The 17,323-nt window shown below is 72.5% G+C and carries 16 protein-coding genes; 7 read left to right on the top strand and 9 right to left on the bottom strand.

The genetic code is table 11. From position 1 onward, the window contains the following. Window positions 1-5: 5 nt before the first annotated feature. The 6 genes from SALPAC2_RS0115245 to SALPAC2_RS0115220 all read right to left on the bottom strand — a co-directional run bounded on the left by SALPAC2_RS0115245 (window position 6) and on the right by SALPAC2_RS0115220 (window position 6,786). Entirely contained in the window at window positions 6-1,607 is a 1,602-nt protein-coding gene (locus SALPAC2_RS0115245; protein ID WP_018217507.1) for an acyl-CoA carboxylase subunit beta, read from the bottom strand. Continuing rightward, a complete protein-coding gene (locus SALPAC2_RS0115240; RefSeq protein WP_018217506.1) occupies window positions 1,604-2,776 on the bottom strand; it encodes an acyl-CoA dehydrogenase family protein in 1,173 nt (390 codons plus the stop codon). Before SALPAC2_RS0115240 ends, SALPAC2_RS0115245 begins: the two co-directional genes overlap by 4 nt. Next, window positions 2,773-4,521, bottom strand: coding sequence for an acyclic terpene utilization AtuA family protein (locus SALPAC2_RS0115235; protein ID WP_018217505.1), 1,749 nt, complete (start codon window positions 4,519-4,521; stop codon window positions 2,773-2,775). The genes SALPAC2_RS0115240 and SALPAC2_RS0115235 overlap by 4 nt, the downstream gene beginning before the upstream one ends. Beyond that, window positions 4,518-5,327 carry a TIGR03084 family metal-binding protein gene (locus SALPAC2_RS0115230; protein ID WP_018217504.1) on the bottom strand — a complete coding sequence of 270 codons (810 nt, stop codon included), beginning with the start codon at window positions 5,325-5,327 and terminating at the stop codon, window positions 4,518-4,520. Before SALPAC2_RS0115230 ends, SALPAC2_RS0115235 begins: the two co-directional genes overlap by 4 nt. A gap of 37 nt (window positions 5,328-5,364) precedes the next feature. After that, window positions 5,365-5,970, bottom strand: a complete 606-nt coding sequence (locus SALPAC2_RS0115225) for a TetR/AcrR family transcriptional regulator (protein ID WP_018217503.1) — start codon at window positions 5,968-5,970, stop codon at window positions 5,365-5,367. Between the two features lie 138 nt (window positions 5,971-6,108). Then, window positions 6,109-6,786, bottom strand: coding sequence for a Crp/Fnr family transcriptional regulator (locus SALPAC2_RS0115220; RefSeq protein ID WP_018217502.1), 678 nt, complete (start codon window positions 6,784-6,786; stop codon window positions 6,109-6,111). 216 nt (window positions 6,787-7,002) lie between these two features. Between SALPAC2_RS0115220 and SALPAC2_RS0115215 the strand changes: the two genes are divergently transcribed. From SALPAC2_RS0115215 to SALPAC2_RS0115190, 6 genes are all read left to right on the top strand, one after another. Beyond that, a complete protein-coding gene (locus SALPAC2_RS0115215) occupies window positions 7,003-7,842 on the top strand; it encodes an adenosylcobinamide amidohydrolase (protein ID WP_018217501.1) in 840 nt (279 codons plus the stop codon). A 91-nt stretch (window positions 7,843-7,933) separates the two neighbouring features. Continuing rightward, window positions 7,934-9,085: a CapA family protein gene (locus SALPAC2_RS0115210; RefSeq protein ID WP_018217500.1), complete on the top strand. Its 1,152-nt coding sequence runs from the start codon at window positions 7,934-7,936 to the stop codon at window positions 9,083-9,085. A 26-nt stretch (window positions 9,086-9,111) separates the two neighbouring features. Next, complete coding sequence (gene nth, locus SALPAC2_RS0115205) at window positions 9,112-9,927, top strand: endonuclease III (protein ID WP_033661850.1); 816 nt, start codon at window positions 9,112-9,114, stop codon at window positions 9,925-9,927. After that, entirely contained in the window at window positions 9,924-10,601 is a 678-nt protein-coding gene (locus SALPAC2_RS0115200; RefSeq protein ID WP_018217498.1) for a TlpA family protein disulfide reductase, read from the top strand. The genes nth and SALPAC2_RS0115200 overlap by 4 nt, the downstream gene beginning before the upstream one ends. A 43-nt stretch (window positions 10,602-10,644) precedes the next feature. Beyond that, window positions 10,645-11,337, top strand: a complete 693-nt coding sequence (locus tag SALPAC2_RS0115195) for an NUDIX hydrolase (RefSeq protein ID WP_018217497.1) — start codon at window positions 10,645-10,647, stop codon at window positions 11,335-11,337. Between the two features lie 63 nt (window positions 11,338-11,400). Then, window positions 11,401-12,579, top strand: a complete 1,179-nt coding sequence (locus SALPAC2_RS0115190) for a MarP family serine protease (protein WP_018217496.1) — start codon at window positions 11,401-11,403, stop codon at window positions 12,577-12,579. Window positions 12,580-12,584: 5 nt separating this feature from the next. Here the strand turns inward: SALPAC2_RS0115190 and SALPAC2_RS0115185 are convergent, their stop codons facing one another. The 3 genes from SALPAC2_RS0115185 to SALPAC2_RS0115175 form a co-directional block, all read right to left on the bottom strand. Continuing rightward, window positions 12,585-13,307: a phosphatase PAP2 family protein gene (locus SALPAC2_RS0115185; RefSeq protein WP_018217495.1), complete on the bottom strand. Its 723-nt coding sequence runs from the start codon at window positions 13,305-13,307 to the stop codon at window positions 12,585-12,587. A gap of 9 nt (window positions 13,308-13,316) precedes the next feature. After that, window positions 13,317-14,633, bottom strand: coding sequence for a type VII secretion-associated serine protease mycosin (mycP, locus tag SALPAC2_RS24890; protein ID WP_018217494.1), 1,317 nt, complete (start codon window positions 14,631-14,633; stop codon window positions 13,317-13,319). A gap of 285 nt (window positions 14,634-14,918) precedes the next feature. Continuing rightward, window positions 14,919-15,425 (bottom strand): inorganic diphosphatase, encoded by a 507-nt coding sequence (locus tag SALPAC2_RS0115175; protein ID WP_018217493.1) that lies wholly within the window; start codon window positions 15,423-15,425, stop codon window positions 14,919-14,921. Window positions 15,426-15,574: 149 nt separating this feature from the next. On the opposite strand from SALPAC2_RS0115175, the gene dacB reads away from it, so the two are divergent. Next, window positions 15,575-17,311, top strand: a complete 1,737-nt coding sequence (dacB, locus tag SALPAC2_RS24885) for a D-alanyl-D-alanine carboxypeptidase/D-alanyl-D-alanine endopeptidase (RefSeq protein WP_033661851.1) — start codon at window positions 15,575-15,577, stop codon at window positions 17,309-17,311. Window positions 17,312-17,323 lie beyond the last annotated feature (12 nt).

The following is a 17,323-nucleotide window of genomic DNA, read 5'->3' as shown; positions in this document are numbered from 1 at the left end:
GGCTATTACATTCGGAAGACACCGAAGCCTTCGGCGCCCCGCACCGGTGCGGTGTGGATCGCCGACAGGCAGAGCCCGAGGACGGTACGGGTGTCCCGCGGGTCGATCACGCCGTCGTCGTAGAGCCGACCGGAGAGGAAGAGCGCCCCGGACTGGGACTCGATCTGCTGCTCGACCATCGTCCGCATGGCGGCGTCGGAATCCTCGTCGTACTCCCGGCCCTTCGCGGCGGCGGCCTGCCGGGCGACGATGGAGAGCACCCCGGCGAGCTGGGCCGGGCCCATCACCGCCGACTTCGCGTTCGGCCAGGTGAACAGGAACCTCGGCTCGTACGCCCGGCCGCACATGCCGTAGTTGCCGGCGCCGTAGGAGGCACCGAGGTTCACCGTCAGGTGCGGCACCGTCGAGTTCGACACCGCGTTGATCATGAGCGCGCCGTGTTTGATGATGCCGCGCTGCTCGTACTCGGTGCCGACCATGTAGCCGGTGGTGTTCTGGAGGAAGATCAACGGGGTGTCGGCGGCGTTGGCGAGCTGGATGAACTGGGCCGCCTTCTGGGCCTCCGCGTTGAACAGCACCCCCCGGGCGTTGGCGAGTATCCCGACCGGGTAGCCGTGCAGCTCGCCCCAGCCGGTGACCAGCGCGGTGCCGTAGGTCGGCTTGAACTCGTCGAACTCGCTGCCGTCCAGTACCCGGGCGATGATCTCGCGTGGGTCGAACGGCACCTTCAGGTCGGCGCTGGCGATGCCGAGCAGCTCCTCCGGGTCGTACCGGGGTGGCCGGGGGTCGGCCGTACGGGGCGCGGGTCCCGTCTTGCGCCAGTTGAGCCGCCGTACGCACTGCCGGGCCAGCCGGATGCCGTCCCGTTCGTCCTCGGCCAGGTAGTCGGCCAGCCCGGAGGTGGTGGCGTGCATGGCCGCGCCGCCCAGCGACTCGTCGTCGGCGTCCTCGCCGGTGGCCATCTTCACCAGCGGCGGACCGGCCAGGTAGACCTGCGACCGGTCCCGAATCATGATCACGTGATCGGACATGCCCGGCACGTACGCGCCGCCGGCCGTGGCGTTGCCGAAGACCACGCTGACTGTGGGGATCCGCTCCGCCGAGAGCCGGGTCAGGTCGCGGAACACCCGCCCACCCGGGATGAAGATCTCCGCCTGGGTGGGGAGGTCCGCCCCGGCCGACTCGACCAGGTTGATCATCGGTAGCCGGTTGGCCAGGGCGATCTCCCCGGCCCGCCGGCTCTTCGCCAGCGACCACGGGTTGACCGCGCCGCCGCGTACCGTCGGATCGCTGGCAACGATCATGCACTCGACGCCCTCGACCGGGCCGATGCCGGTGACCACGCTGGCGCCGACCGGGAAGTCCGTGCCGTACGCGGCGACCGGTGACAGCTCCAGGAACGGGGCGTCCGGGTCGAGTAGCAGCTCGACGCGCTCGCGGGCGAGCAGCTTGCCGCGCTTGTGCTGCCGGGCGCGGTACTTCTCGCCGCCACCGTCGCGCGCCTGGTCCAGCGCGGAGTCCAGTTCGGTCAACCGGTCCAGCAGCGCCTCCCGGTTCTCCCGGAACGTCGCCGCAGCGGGATCGATCACGCTGTCGAGTGTGGTCACAGCCCCATGCCCTTCGCGATGATCTCGTTCATGATCTCGGTGGCGCCGCCGCCGATGCCGAGGATGCGCTGGTCTCGGTAGTGCCGCTCCACCTCGGAGTCGCGCAGGTAGCCGAAGCCGCCGTGCAGCTGCAACGCGGCGTCGACCACCTCGGCGCAGGCGGCGACGGCGGTGTTCTTGGCCATCGCCACCTCCGTCATCACCATCTCCCCGGCAGCGACCCGGGCCGCCACCTCGAGCACGTGGGCGCGGGCCGACTCGGCGCGGGTGTGCATCTCGGCGAGCCGGTGCCGGACGAGCTGCCGGCTCGCCAGCGGGCGGCCGAAGGTCTCCCGGTCCCGGCACCAGCTCAGCGTCAGCTCCACGCAGCGCTGCGCCGTCGCGTACGCCTGGGTGGCCAGGGAGACCCGCTCGGCGGCGAAGTTCTGCATGATGGCGAGGAAGCCGGTGTTCTCCGCGCCGACCAGGTTCGTCACCGGCACCCGGACATCGGCGAAGGAGAGCTCCGCGGTGTCCGAGCAGTGCCAGCCGAGCTTCTCCATCCGGCGGCCGACGGTGAACCCCGGTGTGCCCTTCTCGATCACCAGCAGGGAGACGCCCTCCGCGCCCGGCCCGCCGGTCCGCACCGCGATGGTCACGAAGTCGGCCCGGTGCCCGCTGGTGATGTACGCCTTGGCCCCGTTCACCAGGTAGTGGTCCCCGTCCCGGCGGGCCGTCGTACGCAGCCCGGCCACGTCCGAGCCGCCCCCCGGTTCGGTGACCGCCAGTGCGCCGATCATCGCACCGGCGAGGGTCGGTCGAACGAAGCGCGCGATCAGGTCGGCGTCGTCGTCCGACCCGGTTCCCGCCCCGGTGTGGTCGCTGGCGGCCACCAAGTGCGGCAGGGCGATCCCGTGCGTGAAGAGCGCCGCCACCAGCCCGGAGGAGCCGCCGGAACGGATGATCTCCTCGGTGACGACGACCGAGTCCAGCAGGTCGCCGCCGCTGCCGCCGACCTCCTCGGTGAAGCCGATGCCGAGCAGACCGACCTTGGCGGCGGTGGCGTGTAGCTCTCGGGGGACCTCGCCGGCCCGCTCCCAGTCATCGAAATGTGGTAGCACCTCTTTGTCCATGAACGCCCGGGTCAGCTCGCGGAGCTGCCGGCGTTCCGGGGTGTCGAGGATCGTCATGATGCCCCCTCCGGGATCAACTCGGCCGGAATCTGAACCATGCGGGAGCGGAGCAGCTCCCCCAGCGCCTTCGCCTGTGGATCGAAGCGGGTCGTGGCCGCCACCCCCAGCCCGAGCAGCCCTCGGATCATGAAGTTGACCGCCCGCAGGTTCGGCAACTCGTACCGCTCGACGGTCAGCGGGGCGGTCTCCGGCAGCAACTCGGCGAGGCGCTCCACGGTCAGCCATCCCCGTAGCCACTCCCAGCTCGCGTCGGTTCGCGCCCAGACCCCCAGGTTGGCGTCGCCCCCCTTGTCCCCGGACCGCGCCCCCACCAGCTCCCCGAGGGGCCGGCGTCGGGTTGGGTACGCGGCGGGGCCCGCGCCCGACACCGCCATCCCCGACGAGGTCGGGGTCGGCTGCGTCAGCGGCGGCGGGGAGATCGGTACGCGGGTGCCGTCGGGCAGGACCGCCACGTGCTCGACGCCGTCCTGCGCAACCGTGTCGGCGGTGAAAACCCCGTACGGGGACGCGTCGCCGGGCAGCGTGGTCAGGGTGCATCCCGGGTACGAGGCCAGGGCCAGCTCCACCGCCGCGGCGGAGAAGGCCCGGCCGGCCCGCGCCTTGTCCCCGTCCCGCAGGTGGACGTGGAGCAGGGCGCTCGCCGCCTCGGTGTCCGCGGTGTCGGGGTGGTCGGTGCGGGCGAGGACGAACTCCAGCCCGTCCTTGCCGACCGTCTCCTCCAGCTGGCCGCGGACCAGGGCCGCCTTCGCCGGGATGTCCAGCCCACAGAGGACGAAGGTCATCGAGTTGCGGAAGCCGCCGAGGTTGTTGACACCGACCTTGAGCGTCTCCGGTGGTGGCGTCCCCCGGACCCCGGATACCCGGACCCGGTCCGGCCCGTCGTTGGTGAGGCGCACCGAGTCCAGGTGGGTGACGACGTCCGGCCCGAGGTAGGCCGGCGCGCCCACCTCGTACAGGAGCTGGGCGGTGACCGTCTCGACGGTGACCGCGCCCCCGGTGCCCGGGTGCTTCGTGAGTACCGACGAGCCATCGGCGTGCAGCTCGGCGAGGGGGAAGCCAGGCCGGTGCCCACCGTCCGGCAGCTCGGTGAAGAAGCTGAAGTTGCCCCCGGTCACCTGCGTGCCGCATTCGAGTAGGTGCCCGGCGACCGTCGCGCCGGCGAGGGCATCCAGGTCGCCGCGGTCCCAGCCGAACCGGGCGATCGCCGGCCCGACCACCAGGGAGGCGTCGGTGACCCGCCCGGTGACCACCACGTCGGCACCGGCGTCGAGTACGGCGGCGATCCCGAACGCCCCGAGGTACGCGTTCGCGGTCAGCGCGTCCGGCCGGGAAAGGGCGTCGCCCTCGACGTACCCGACCTTGAGGTCGAGCCCGAGCCGTTGGGCGAGGGAACGGACGGCGGCGGCCAGCCCGGCGGGGTTCAGCCCGCCGGCGTTGGTGACGATCCGGACGCCACGTTCCCGTGCGGTGCCGAGGGTTCCTTCGAGTTGACGCAGGAAGGTCCGCGCGTAGCCGAGGTCGGGGTCGCGCATCCGGTCCCGACCCAGGATGAGCAGGGTCAGTTCGGCGAGGTAGTCCCCGGTGAGTACGTCCAGCTCGCCACCGTCGAGCATCTCCTGCCAGGCGGAGAAGCGGTCGCCGTAGAAGCCGGAGGCGTTGCCGACCCGCAGCCGGCTGCTCGTGCGGTCGCCGGTGCCGGTGCTCGTGCGGTCGCCGGTGCGCACGCCGTCGCCGGTGCTCATGTGGTCGCCTGCGCTTGTGGCGTCCGGCCAGCACCGGGCGGGCCGGCGAAGGCCTGGGCCACGTCCAGCCAGGCATCGGCGACCGGCCCGGTCGCGGTGAGGGTGAGGTCGGCGCGGTGCCGGCGTTGGGTCACCAGCAGGCAGAAGTCCAGTGCCGGTCCGGTTACCCGGTCGGCGGCGTCCGCGGGGCCGTAGGCCCAGGTCGCGCCGGCGGTGTCGGTGCTGGCCGGTGGTGCGGTCAGTTCGATTCGGACCGGTGCGGTCGGCAGTGGGCGACCGTGTGCGGCGAAGGAGTGCGGCAGCGTCCGGAAGCCGAGGTGCGCGATGTGCCGCAGCCGTGCCGTGGCCGGTCGGGTGGCCCCGAGCGCGTCTGCCACGTCCGCGCCGTGTGCCCAGGTTTCCATGATCCGTGCGGTAACCATCGACGCCGGGGACATCCTGGTGCCGTACCAGGGGAGCTTCTCGCCGTCCGGGGTGGCCGCGAGGGCGGTGGCGAGCGCCGCCCGGCCGGAGCGCCAGCGGGGCAGCAGCTCGGCCGGGGGAGCGAGGAACTCCTCCGCGCCCGCGTCCACCAGCCGGGTCGGGTCGGCTGCGGTGGTGACGGAGGCGTAGAACGCGTCGGCGTCCGTCGCGGCGAGCTGCGCGGCGTGATCGGTCCAGGCCAGGTGCGCGATCTGGTGGCCGATTGTCCAACCGGGTGCGGGCGTTGCGCGGGCCCACGCCGCGGTCGACAGTGGTGCCACGAGCGCGTCGAGTTCGGCTGACTCGGCGGCCAGATCGGCCAGCAGGTCCGTCAGGTTGACCATGGTGCCTCCGGGGGAGTCGGCGGTGGTGCGGGACGGGTCAGGGGGCGAGGAGCTCGGTGAGTTGGCGTTTCCAGGCGGTGAGCAATGTGGTGCGCCGGGCGGAGTCGTCGTTGAGCAGGTTCGCCACGCCGAGGCCACGGAGCAGGTCGAGGGTGGCCTGCACCGCTTCTCGTACGCCGGGTTGGCGCTCATCAACCTCGAGCAGGGCGACGGTCAGCCGGTGCATCTCCCGGCCGAGGCGGGCCTCCAGCGGCACCAGCGCCGTCCGTAGTTCGTGGTCGGTGCGGGCGGCGACCCACAGCTCCAGGGCGGCGATGAATAGCGGCCCGGTGAAGGCCGCGGCGAGCAGGTCCACCACCCGGTCCAACCGCTGTGGGCCGGCGGGTAGGGCCTTCGCCTCGATGCGCAGCTCCTCCGCGCGTCGTTCGGCGAGGTGCGCGACCGCGGCGGTGACCAGGGCCGCCTTGGTGGGGTAGTGGTGTAGCTGGGCGCCCCGGGACACCCCGGCCCGGCTCGCTATGACGGTCGTCGTGGTGCCGGACCAACCATGCTCCACCAGGCACGCCACGGTGGCCTCAAGCAGTCGGGCCTGAGTGGCGCGGCTGCGTTCCTGTTGGGGGACGCGGGTCGATGTTTCGGACACGGCCTCAGCGTGCCGTCCACAAAACAAACAGTCAAGCCTGATTTTTTTTGGGCACGCAAAACGGCGGCCGGCGAACCGGCCGCCGTTGCAGCGGTAGCACCACCCCCGTGGATTCCGGACCGACGGGTGGGTGGGCGATCAGACGCGGGCGCGGCGAGCCAGGCGCTCCGGGTCCAGGATGATGATGCTCTTGCCGTCCAGGCGCAGCCAGCCCCGCGAGGCGAAGTCGGCGAGGGCCTTGTTGACCGTCTCCCGGGAGGCGCCGACGAGCTGGGCGATCTCCTCCTGGGTCAGGTCGTGCGTCACCCGCAGCACCCCGCCGTCCCGGGTGCCGAACCGTCCCGCCAGCTGGAGCAGGTTCTTCGCGACCCGACCGGGCACGTCAGTGAAGATCAGGTCGGCCAGCGAGTCGTTGGTCCGGCGCAGCCGGCGGGCGAGCACCCGCAGCAACTGCTCCGCGATCTCCGGCCGGTTGGTCAGCCACGGGCGCAGCGCCTGCTTACGGAGCCGCACCAGACGGGTGTCGGTCACCGCCGTCGCCGTCGCCGTCCGGGGCCCCGGGTCGAAGAGCGACAGCTCACCGAGCATGTCCGACGGGCCCATGACCGCGAGCAGGTTCTGTCGCCCGTCCGCCGCCCGGCGCCCGAGCTTGATTTTGCCGGAGAGGAGGATGTACAGACTGTCACCGGGCTCGCCCTCGTTGAAGACGACATCGCCCTTGCGGACCTCGATCGTCTCCATCTCCTTGGCCAACGCCTCGGCAGCTTCCGGGCCGACCCCCTGGAAGATCCCACTCCGGGCCAGTACCTCGTCCATCGCGCACCTCCGCCTGCGCGTGCCGTCCGTCGGCGGGTCCGCCGTCCGCTTCTCCCTCGCGCTCGGCCAGTCTAGGCGCACGTGCGCAGATATTCCGAGGTGCACCCCGGGAAACGTGAGCGTTGGGCGTAACCTGCCGGCCGTCCTTGACGTTACGTTACCGCGCCGCAGCAGGTGAGATGTGCCGGGCGCCAGATCGCGCCGTAAGGTCGCCCAGTGCTGAACGAACCGTTTCTGGGTACCCGTCGCGAGGACGGGCGGAACCTCCCGGTGCTGGTCTGGCGAGCTGAGCGGCCGTTACTAAGCGCGAGTTCAGCGGCGCTCGGCGGCGGGCTGGGCGTCCGGAGCTGGGTGCTCAACGCGACCGTCCCGATGTCGTACGACCGGGACGACCCCGTTGAACACCTGGCCGAACTGGCCGCGGGGTTCGGCCTCGACAGTCCTGGAGTGGGGCTGCTCACCGGGGTGGACGTCGCGGAGGTGGTGGCCCGAACCGACACCGGAGTACGGGTCTGGGCGACCGTCGGGCTCGGCGTTCCGATCTGGGCCGCCGCCCCACCCGAGCCCGCCCCGGCCGTGCCCGAGCACGTCCCGGCCCCACCCGTGCCCGAGCACGTCCCGGCCACGGCCGTGCCCGCCCCGGCCGTGCCCGCCCCGGCCGTGCCCGCCCCGGCCGTGCCCGCCCCGGCCGTGCCCGCCCCGGCCGTGCCCGCCCCGGCCGTGCCCGCCTCGGCGGTGCCCGGCGCGGACGGTCATCCGGTCGGCACCGTCAACATCGTGGTGTACGTGCCGGCCCGGCTCGGTCCCGCCGCCCTGATCAACGCGGTGGCGACCGCCACCGAGGCGAAGGCGCAGGCCATCGCCGAACTGGGCGTGCCCGGCACCGGCACCCCGACCGACGCGGTCACCGTCTGCTGCCCGACCGAGGGACCCGAGGCGCCGTACGGTGGCCCCCGCTCCACCTGGGGCGCACCGCTGGCCCGGGCCGTGCACCGGGCGGTCCTAGCCGGTGGCGCCCGCCCGGTGCGGCCGTGGTCGCAGCAGTCAGTCGGTTGAGTGACCCCACCAGGAGCCGATCAGGTGTGACGCCGAGCAGTTACCGAATCGGCCTCGTCGGCAGGAGGCGGGCCCGGTAGGGTCTCGGGCGATGCGCGCCCACGCAAAGACATTCACGTTCGCGACCCGTACGCGTCGGCTCCGGTCGGCCGGCGTGTTGCTCGCCGTGCTGGTTGTCGCCGGTTGCGGCGCGGTCGACTCCGATGCGGTCAGGTCCGGCGGGGTCTGGCAGTCCGGCCCCGACAACAGCTCCCCCTCCGCCTCCCCGACCGAGGAGGCCGCGGTGGTCTCCCTCAGCGCCACCGGCGACATCCTCCTGGGCAATGCCCCGGATCGGCTGCCCCCCAACGATGGCGAGGGCTTCTTCGACGAGGTGCGCCCGGAGCTCGATGCCGACCTGGTGATGGGCAACCTGGAGGAGCCGCTCACCGCCGACACCGGGACCGGCAAGTGCGGCGACTCCACCAACTGTTACCAGTTCCGAGCCCCACCGGAGTACGCGGCGCACCTGCGTGATGGCGGGTTCGACCTGCTCAACCTGGCCAACAACCACGGGAACGACTTCGGCGCGAAGGGCCTGGAGAACACCCGGCAGGCACTTGAACAGTACGAACTGGCGCACACCGGGGCGCCGGATCAGATCACCCTCGTCGACATACGTGGCGTCCAGGTGGCGGTGGCGGGCTTCTCGTCGTACGCGTGGTCGAACCCGCTGACCGACATCCCGGCGGCGGAACAGGTCATCACCAAGGCCGCTGAGCAGGCGGACCTGGTGGTGGTGCAGGTGCACATGGGCGCGGAGGGCGCCGACAAGACCCAGGTCAAACCGGGCACCGAGCAGTACCTGGGGGAGAACCGGGGCGACCCGGTCCGGTTCGCCAAGGCCATGATCGACGCCGGCGCGGATCTGATCGTCGGGCACGGCCCGCACGTCCTGCGCGGCATGGAGTTCTACCAGGGCCGGCTGATCGCGTACAGCCTGGGCAACTTCGCCGGCGGCGGGAACACCTTCAACCGCAGCGGCAAGCTCGGCTGGGGCGGCGTGCTCAAGGTTTCGCTGGAGCCCGACGGTACCTGGGCCGGTGGGTCGTTCGCCTCGACGTACCTGAATGGGTCGGGGCTGCCGGAAACGGACCCGGATGACCGGGGGCTGGGTCTGGTGCGCGAGCTCAGTGCCGCGGACTTCCCGGAGACCGGTGCGGTCTTCGATGACCTGGGGCGGATCAGCCCGCAGCCCGGCTGAGAGGCGGCCTCATCGCGCGGGCACGAATGGGGACGGCCGGCCGGCGACGTAGGCTGGCCGGCGTGACCAACAGCCTCAGGGAGACCGACCTCGGTCGGACGCGCCGCGCCCGGCGGATCGGGCGGGTGCTGGCCGACACCCACCCGGACGCGCACTGCGAACTCGATCACTCCAACCCGCTGGAGCTGGCGGTCGCCACGATCCTCTCCGCACAGTGCACGGACAAGCGGGTCAACGAGGTCACCCCGAAGTTGTTCGCCCGCTACCCGCAGGCGGCCGACTACGCCGGCGCCGACCGGGCCGAGCTGGAGGAGCTGATCCGCTCCACCGGCTTCTATCGCAACAAGGCAGATTCCCTGATCCGGTTGGGCCAGGGGCTGGTCGAACGACACGACGGTCAGGTTCCCGGGAAACTGGCCGACCTGGTGTCCCTGCCCGGAATCGGCCGCAAGACGGCGAACGTCATCCTCGGCAACGCGTTTGACGTGCCGGGAATCACCGTCGACACGCACTTCAACCGACTCGTACGGCGGTGGGGGCTGACCACCGAGACCGACCCGGTCAAGATCGAGCACGCTATCGGGGCGCTCTATCCGAAGCGCGACTGGACGATGCTGTCGCACCGGATCATCTTCCACGGGCGTCGGGTCTGCGCGGCCCGAAAGCCGGCGTGCGGCGCCTGCACCCTGACGAAGCTCTGCCCGTCGTATGGGACCGGGCCGACCGATCCGGCGGTGGCCGCGCGGCTGCTCAAGGGCCCCCGTGCCCGGGAACTCGCGGTGGCCGCGGGCGTCGATCCGGAGCTGGTGCCGGCCCAGGACGGGGCGGTGGAGGCGCCGTGAGGAAGCGGCTCGTCGCCCTGCTCGTCCCGGTGTTACTGGCGGTGGCCGGCTGCACGGACGCCGGGCCGGAGAACGCCTCCCGCACCCGGGATGAGGCGGCGCAGAGCCGGCCGTCCCCGTTCGCGGACTGCTCCGGTCTGACCACCGACCGGCCCAGCGCCCCGCCCGCTACCGGCACGGCCGCCGCTACGCCGGCCGCCGCCGGCGCGGCCTCCGCTACCCCGGCCGCTACCGGCACGGCCGCCGCCGGCACGCCCCTGCCGGAGCTGACGCTGGCCTGCTTCACCGGTGGCGCCCCAGTCGAGCTGCACCAGATCAGGGGCCCAGCCGTGCTCAACCTCTGGGCCTCGTGGTGTGCCCCCTGCCGCGCCGAGCTGCCCGCGTTCCAGCGGCTCAGTGAGCGGGCCGAAGGGCAGCTGACGGTCGTCGGGGTGAACATGCGGGACACCCGCAGCGGCGCCCAGTCGATCGGCGAGGACTTCGGGGTCCGCTTCCCCAGCCTGATCGACCAGGGCGAAGCGCTGCAACGGTCGTTGGGACGCAAGGCCATTCCGATGACCATCCTCGTTGACGCGAACAGCCGGATCCAGCACGTCGACGTCTCCGGGGCGCTCGACGACGCCCGCCTCGCCGAGTTGGTCCGGGTACACCTGGGCGTGGTGGTGCCGGAATGAGCCGCCCGCATCTCGCCCGCTGCCCGGCTGCGGCGGTGGCGGGATGAGTCGGCAGCCGCCATCCTGGCTCGACCCGCTGCGGACCCGGCTGGGCAGCGCCCGGACGGAGGACTTCACCCGGCTGCCCACCCCGGAAAGCGGTGGGCGGGAGAGCGCCGTGCTGGTGCTGCTCGGCGAGGACCCCGGCACCGGTCCGGACGTGCTGATCCTTCAGCGAGCCGCCACCCTGCGCAACCATGCGGGGCAGCCGGCCTTTCCCGGCGGTGCCGCCGACCCCGAGGACGCGGACGCCCCCGCAACCGCGCTCCGCGAGGCGAACGAGGAGGTTGATCTCGATCCGGGAACCGTCACCGTCCTCGCCGAACTGCCGAAGCTCTGGATCCCGGTCAGCGACTTCGTGGTGACCCCGGTGCTGGGCTGGTGGCACGCCCCCCACCCGGTGCACCCCCGGGAGCCGGCCGAGGTGGCGCACGTGGCCCGGATGCCGATCACCGAACTGGTTGACCCCGAGAACCGGCTGCGGGTACGCCACCCGAGTGGCTGGATCGGCCCGGCCTTCTCCGTCCGCGGCATGCTGGTGTGGGGCTTCACCGCGGCGGTGCTCTCCACCCTGCTCGACATGGGGGGCTGGGCCCGCCCATGGCGCCCGGGGCGGGTGCTGGACCTTCCCCCGGTGGCCGCGGAACCGGCGCCCTCCGCCGGGACTGATGAGGCAGACGAGAGCGCCCTGCGCTGACTCCCGTGACCTTGCGTAGCGGCAGCGGCGGTCCGGTGGGCCCGAGCCCCGTAGGCTGGACCCGTGTCCGCCGTGGATCTCGTACTGCTCCTGCTCATGCTCGTGTTCGCGATTAGTGGATACCGTCAGGGCTTCGTCACCGGCGTGCTGTCGTTCTCCGGGTTCTTTCTCGGAGCGCTGGCCGGCCTACAGCTCGGCCCCCGGCTCGCACAGCAGTTCCTGGACAGCGGCACCCGGGTACTGGTCTCCCTGGTGGCGATCTTTGGGCTGGCGGTGGTGGGGCAGGCGATCGCCGGCTGGCTCGGTACGCATCTACGCCGCACGATCAGCAGTGACCTTGGGCGGCAGGCGGACGATATCGGCGGCGCCTTCGTCTCGCTCTTCGCCGTGCTCCTGGTCGCCTGGCTGGTCGCGGTCCCACTAGGCTCGTCGTCGCTGCCCTGGCTGGCCTCCGCGGTTCGCAACAGCGCGCTGCTCACCGTGGTGGACCGGGTCCTGCCCGAGCAGGCGCAAAAGCTCTCCACCGCGCTGCGGGAGACCGTCGACACCAACGGCTTCCCGGACGTCTTCGGCGGCCTGGCGCCCACCCGCGCCCGGCAGGTCGCCCCGCCCGACCCGGCCCTCGCCGGTTCGCAGGTGGTCGCCAACAGTGAGAAATCCGTGGTCAAGGTGCTCGGCTCCGCCCCGAGCTGCTCCCGCCGTCTGGAGGGCTCCGGCTTCGTCTACGCCGACGACCGGGTGATGACCAACGCCCACGTGGTGGCCGGAACCCGCTCCACCGTCGTCGAGCTCAACGGCGAACGGTACGACGCCCAGGTGGTGGTGTACGACCCGGACCGGGACCTGGCAGTCCTGCACGTCCCGGGCCTGCCCGGCCCGTCGATGCGCTTCGCCGCCGGCAACGAGGACAGCGGCGCGGACGCGATCGTGCTCGGCTTCCCGCTCGACGGTCCGTACAACGCGCAGTCAGCCCGGGTCCGGGAGGTGGACGAGATCACCGGCCCGGACATCTACTCCAGCGGGAACGTGACCCGGGAGGTCTACACGATCCGGGCCCTGGTGCAGAGCGGAAACTCCGGCGGCCCGTTGGTCTCCACGAACGGCCTGGTGCTCGGGGTGATCTTCGCGGCGGCCGTCGACGACCCGAACACCGGCTTCGCCGTGACCGCGGACGAGGCCCGCTCGGTCGCCCTGGCCGGGGCCGAACGCGTGCGCGGCGTCAGCACCGGTGAGTGCACCTGAGCGCCTCAACGACGGTGCGGTGGGGTAGCCCGCCAGACCGTGAAGACCGCGGCGGTCGCGGCCACCACGGCGGTACCCAGCAGCCAGCCGGCAACCACGTCGCTGCTCCAGTGCACGCCCAGCGCCACCCGGCTGAACCCGGTCACCACGGCGAGGAGAAACGCGGCTGCCCAGATCGCGTACCGCTTCGCGGAGCGGCCCGGTCCGGGTCGGAAGACCACCAGCAGCACACCGGCGGCGAGCGCCGCGTTCAGCGCGTGCCCGGACGGAAAGGCGAGCCCGACCGCCTGGGCCAGCGGTTCCGGGAACTCCGGCCGGGGCCGCCCGACGAGCAACTTGAGCAGTGGGCTCAGCAGCCCGCCGAAAGTCATGGTGACGGCGACCCAGAGTGCCAGCTGTCGGGCCTGGCGCCGGGCCAGCCAGCCAACCACCACCAGCGCGGCCAACCGTAGCGGCATCGGCGCGAAGACCTCGGTCCACACGTTCAGCGCCCGGGCCCATTCCGGATGCCGCAGGCCGTAGTCGACGAGCGCCTCGGTCACCGCCCGATCCAGCCGTCGCAACGGCGACCAGGACGTCAACACCAGCAGCGCGAGCAGGAACGGCACCAACACCAGGAACGCGGAGACAACGGCGAGGGTCAGCCGCAGCCCCAGCCCGTGGTCGGGGTGCAGGCGGCGGTGGCGCCAGGACGGCCGGGCGGCCGTGCCGGGGCCGAGCGCGCACATGGCCTCCGGCTACCCGGATCGCCAGCGGGCAATCCGGTCCGATGGACCCGCCAGCCCGGACCGCGGCCGTTTCGACGTGGCGCCGCCCCCACCAGCTCCCGTCGACCACGGCTGCCACGACGCCGACGGGACGGTCGGGAGGAATTCGAGCCCGGTGCCCTCGGTATCCGCGCTGGCCGTGGTCGGCGCCGGGCCGAAGCCGACCACCCCCGGCGAGGAGTGGTCGTCCAGTGGGTTGAGCCCGACCGGCTGCACCTCGGCGGTCAGCGCCGCGACCGGGTCGACCAGCCCGTACCCGAAGCTGTCGTCCCGGCCGGCGGCACCGATGTCCGAAGCGGTGCGCAGCATTCGATTGATCACATCGCCGGCGGGCATCTCTGGATAGCGGGCGCGAATCAACGCGGCGGTGGCCGAGACCAGTGGCGCGCCGAAGCTGGTGCCCTGAACCCGCCAGTACCCGTCCGGCGGCCGCGCGCCCACCAGGCCGGTCGCGGGCGCGGTGAGCACCGTCTCCCGGCCGGTGATCGCACCGGACCAGAGCTTCTCACCCTCCTGGTCCAGCCCGGAGACCGCGACCACCCCCGGCTCCCGGGCCGGGTACCAGACCGTGCTGGAGTTCGAGGCGCTCTCGTTGCCGGTGCAGGCGACGACCACCACGTCCCGGGCGAACGCGTAGTCCAGTGCGGCGGCCAGCGCCGGGCTGGCGCTGCTGCCGCCGAGCGACAGGTTGATCACCCGGGCGCCGTTGTCAACGGCCCACCGGACGCCGTTCGCCACGATCAACGCGTTGTCGTAGCGGTTCTCCGCGTCCAGGACCCGTACCGGCAGGATCCGGGCGTCGGGTGCGAGGCCCACCACTCCGCTGCTGTCGTCGTGGCGACCCGCGATCAACCCGGCCACCGCCGTACCGTGGCCCACCGGATCCGGGTCGGCGGTGGGCGAGGACCCGACCAGGTCGAGACCGGGTAGCACCCGTCCAGCCAGGTCCGGATGTGCGCCATCCACACCGGAGTCGATGACCGCCACCACCACCCCGGCCCCGGTCGAGTGGCGCCACGCCGTGCTGGCGCGCAACATATCCAGCTGCCACTGGTCGTCGCGAACCTGGTCGGCGGAGCTCTCGGTCAGCTCCACCAGGGCCCTGCTGGCCGACTGGCCGGGGCCCACGGCGGCGCCCGGCGCGACGGCGGCGACCGGCACGACGGCGGCGACCGGCACGACGGCGGCGACCGGCACGACGAGGGCGGCCGACGTCAGCGAGCGCAACACGCGCCCGGCGGCCCCCCGCCGGGCGGCGGACCTGCTACCACGCCGTACCCCGATCACGTCCTGAACCCCTCGCGTTCGACCCACCTAGTCATAACGTTCGGAGAATAACGGTTCCCGCGGCCCCGATGGTGTAACCGGCGCCCTCGGACATGGCGGCGGCAGCTGGCGAGCCGAGGTCAGAAGTTGCTGCCGGAGGCGACGGGTAGCACCGGTGACGACGGGCCGAGGCGCGCCGAGCTGGCCATCGCTGCCCCGGTGGTCTCGGTCGCCGGGCGGGTTCAACCGGTACGAACAGGCCCGGGGGCTGCTCGTTGAGCGCCCCCGGCCCGCCGGTGTCTTGGGTCAGTGTGCGGAGTCGCCGTGCTCCTCGGCCTCCCGGCCACGCCGGATCGACGCGACGATCTCCTCCTCGGCCTCCTGCCGGCCCACCCAGGTGGCGCCCTCGACGGACTTGCCGGGCTCGAGGTCCTTGTACACCTCGAAGAAGTGCTGGATCTCCAGGCGGTCGAACTCGCCGAGGTGGTGGATGTCGCGGAGGTGCTCCTGACGCGGGTCCTCGTACGGGACGCAGAGAACCTTGTCGTCGCCACCCTTCTCGTCGGTCATCCGGAACATGCCGATGGTGCGGCACCGGATCAGGCAGCCCGGGAAGGTCGGCTCCGGGACCAGCACCAGGGCGTCCAGCGGGTCGCCGTCCTCGCCCAGGGTGCCCTCGATGAAGCCGTAGTCGGCGGGGTACTGCGTGGAGGTGAAGAGGGTACGGTCCAGCCGGATCCGACCGGTCACGTGGTCAACCTCGTACTTGTTGCGGTGACCCTTCGGGATCTCAACCGTGACGTCGAAATCCATCTGCACGCTCCTCGTCTGCCCACGCTGGCATTGACCGGCGGTGTCCGTCGCCGGACAGGCGGAACTCCCGCCCGACGGTCCGGTGTCCGCATAGTCTTCGGACCGAAGTAGTGTCACCCAAGCAGGTTCCGCGGGGCGAGGAGGGGGCCGTGGGGAGGGAAGATTCACACTACCGTCCGGAGCAGAGTACTGGACGGGAGACCGGCAGATCTGCTCGCGGCGGTGCGGTCGGGCGGGTACCGGTACCGGATGCCCACCTTGATCATCGACCTCCCGCCGGGTCGCCGCCGGGAACGCCCCCGGATCGCCCCGGCCCGGCCGGACCGCCATCGGTGGCTTCCGACAACGGCGGCTATGCCGCTGCTCCCTCGGCCCCCGGAGAATCCGATGAACCCGCTCCGAAGCCGGGTGAGTCCGCGGACGGCGGCGGCACTCGCGCCCCCGTACCGTCCGGCTCGACCTCGCCCGGCCGGCCCCGGCGTTGGCTGTTGCCGGCCGTGCTGGCCGCGGTGCTGCTCCTCGCGCTGGCCGCGGTCGGGGTTGCCGTGACACGGCCGGGCCCGGCAGCCGAGTGGCGCGCCGGTGACGCCGCCGCGGAGCCGCCGCCGGCGGTGTTGGCCGAGGCGGACGGGAACGCGCTCGAACCCGCCGCCGCCGGGGTGCGTGCCGCGCTCGACCCGCTGGTCAGCTCCGCCGCGTTGGGTGAGGTGGTCAACGTCTCGGTCGCCGATGTCGCGACCGGGTCGGTCCTGTATGACCGGGGTGCTGCCGAGGGCACCGTACCCGCCTCCGTGACCAAGCTGGTCACCGCCGCGACCGTGCTGGCCGCGCGCGGCTCGGGGCACCGGATCCCCACCCGGGCTGTCGCTGGTGCGGCTCCCGGTGAGGTCGTGCTCATCGGCGGGGGCGACCCGACACTCGCCGTCGACGGCACCGGTTTCTATCCGGGAGCGGCGCGCCTTGACGAGCTGGCCACGCAGGTGAAGGCCGCACTCGGCGACGTCGCCCCGGCACGGGTCGTCGTCGACTCCTCGCTGTACTCCGGGCCGGTGCACGCGCCCGGCTGGGACGACGACATTCCCACCGGCGGGTACGGCTCAGCGATTACCGCGCTGATGACCGACGGTGCCCGCGGTGACCTGGAGCAGGCGAAGCGGGACCACGACGACGGCGTCCACGCCGCCGAACGGGTACCGGAGCCGGACCTGTACGCCGGCGAGGCGTTCGCCCGGCTGCTGGGCGTACCGACGGACGCGGTCGAGCGGGGGCGGGCACCCGAGGCCGGTGCGGATGCGACGGCGGGTACGCCGGGCGCCGAGTTGGGCGTGGTGCAGTCGCTGCCGATGGTGCGACTGGTCGACATCATGATCGCTGACAGCGACAACGTGGTGGCCGAGGCGCTGGCCCGGCAGGTGGCCCTGGCCCGGGGGCAGCCGGCGTCGTTCTCCGGTGCGGGGGAGTCGATGGAGGCGGTCGCGGGGGAGCTGGGGCTGCCGGTCGACGCGCTCACACTCGCCGACGGCAGCGGCCTGTCCCGTGCCAACCAGATCAGTCCGGCGCTGCTCACCGACCTGATTCGGCTCGCCGCCGACGGGAGCCGTCCGGAGCTGGCGACACTCTTCGGGGGCCTGCCGGTCGCCGCCTGGTCGGGTACCCTCGCCGGCCGCTACACCGATGTCGCGGCGCAGGCCGGCGCCGGAATGGTCCGTGCCAAGACCGGCACGCTGACCGGGGTGCACGCGATCGCCGGCCTGGTGACCACCGCCGACGGGCGCCTGCTCACCTTCGCGGTGCTCACCGACCAGGCGCCCGGCGACGGGCTGACGGCGGCCCGGATGACGTTGGACCGGATCGCCGCGGCCCTCGCCTCCTGTGGCTGCCGCTGAGCCCAGCCGGGT

It is taken from the genome of Salinispora vitiensis (assembly GCF_000378825.1).
Classification (GTDB): domain Bacteria; phylum Actinomycetota; class Actinomycetes; order Mycobacteriales; family Micromonosporaceae; genus Micromonospora; species Micromonospora vitiensis.
This window is presented reverse-complemented; position numbering and strand designations above follow the sequence as displayed.